Here is a 1454-nt window from a genome sequence, read left to right on the forward strand (position 1 = left end):
CCAATCATGGCGATCACGACGCCAGTCACGGCGAGACTTATAATGATGGCGCCTCCAATCTGCCCTGTTGTCGCGCACCTGTTCAACATTTGATGATAGCTGAAGAGTCGTGGGGGACACGGGCGCGGCGTGGGACGCGACCGCGGACGTCAACAACATTGCCAATCCGAGCATGGCTGCCGAAATGGCGTTCAGTATCTTGTGCATAGAGTGTCTCCTGTGAAGTGATGCAACCATTAGGTGCACCCACTACGATGAACTTGCAATGAACGACAAAGTTCCAAGGGTCCGGGATCTCGTCCTATGGTAAATACGCCGCGTCTGGGGACGCCGAGACCATCCTCTTCGCATCTGTAAATGCCGGTTGCAAATCTTGAATGGCGACGTGGGAACGGGCGCCCTATGTGATCGTTATAGGGCGTCAACCCATTCGGAGAACTTACATGACGATACAAACTGTTCCGCAGGATATTTACCAGCGCCATGAAAGAGAATGGCAGATGCTGCGGGAGGCAATTGCCAAGTCACAAAAGAAGACCGATGAACCTGCCTATGTAACCCCCAAAGACAGGCATATAAATAATTCCAAAGATAGGCATCAGTGATCGTCTGAATGCAGTGCCGCTGCCGTTGCCGCCAGCCCGGCAAGGGCAAAGCGTTGAAAATGCTCGACGATCTGCTCCTGGACTTCAGGCTCGCCGGAGTTGAACCCCGGCAGCACCTGGGTAAATATCTGCCTGTTGCCGACGAGCAGCATGGCGAAGGGAGCGATGATATTCAGTGTACAGCGCGTGACGACCGGGTCGTCATGCGGCTTGCCCAAAATCTCCCCTATGATGCCGGTCACAACAAGCTTTTTCGGTAGAATTTCCTGCTTCACAAGGACCGGAAACACCGAGGACGGCGAGAGAATCTCGCGGCTGAGGACACGTAGCGTCCACGACGACGACTCGGGTCCGGTGATCCTGCGAGCGATCAGACCGATGAGGCTTTTCAGTTTTTCGGTGGGCTCTCCAGGACTCTCTGCAAGCGCAACGAGCTTGTCATAGGTCAAAAGCCGACGATGGGCTTCCACAAGCACGTCGGCATAGAGACCTTCGATCCCGCCGTAGTAGTAGTTGACCGCAGCCGAGTTGCTGCCTGCCCTCTCGGCAATCTCCTTGCCGGTGGCACGGTCAAACCCCTTCTCGGCAAAAACTTCGCCAGCGGCTTCCAGAATCTGGGCTTTCGTTGTGGCGCCGTCTTCGCGGCGGCCGGGCAGTTTTCGAGGTGTTTTTCGGGCCATGCGACGATTCTATACGAAATTTGAAATTTTTGAAAGCTGAAATTTAAATTCAAATTTGACATATTGATATTTTTCGCGTTATGGTTGAGAGGTGAACAAGCCGCTTCGCATCATCATCCTCCTTCTTGTTCTCGCCGCGATCGGCGGCGGAGCATGGTGGTATCTGCAT

3 protein-coding genes are annotated in these 1454 nt (G+C 54.1%); 1 reads left to right on the forward strand and 2 read right to left on the reverse strand.

All coding sequences use genetic code 11. The features are described 5' to 3' along the window. The coding region (locus ACXJ5O_RS26855; RefSeq protein WP_457302571.1) for a hypothetical protein at positions 1 to 207 on the reverse strand (207 nt) is incomplete at its 3' end. A gap of 236 nt (positions 208 to 443) precedes the next feature. Between ACXJ5O_RS26855 and ACXJ5O_RS26860 the strand changes: the two genes are divergently transcribed. After that, positions 444 to 605 carry a hypothetical protein gene (locus tag ACXJ5O_RS26860; RefSeq protein WP_457302572.1) on the forward strand — a complete coding sequence of 54 codons (162 nt, stop codon included), beginning with the start codon at positions 444 to 446 and terminating at the stop codon, positions 603 to 605. Here ACXJ5O_RS26860 and ACXJ5O_RS26865 read toward each other — a convergent pair. Beyond that, entirely contained in the window at positions 599 to 1285 is a 687-nt protein-coding gene (locus ACXJ5O_RS26865; protein WP_457302573.1) for a CerR family C-terminal domain-containing protein, read from the reverse strand. The genes ACXJ5O_RS26860 and ACXJ5O_RS26865 overlap by 7 nt on opposite strands. Positions 1286 to 1454: the final 169 nt, after the last annotated feature.

The sequence above is a fragment of the Phyllobacterium sp. P5_D12 genome (assembly GCF_054049495.1).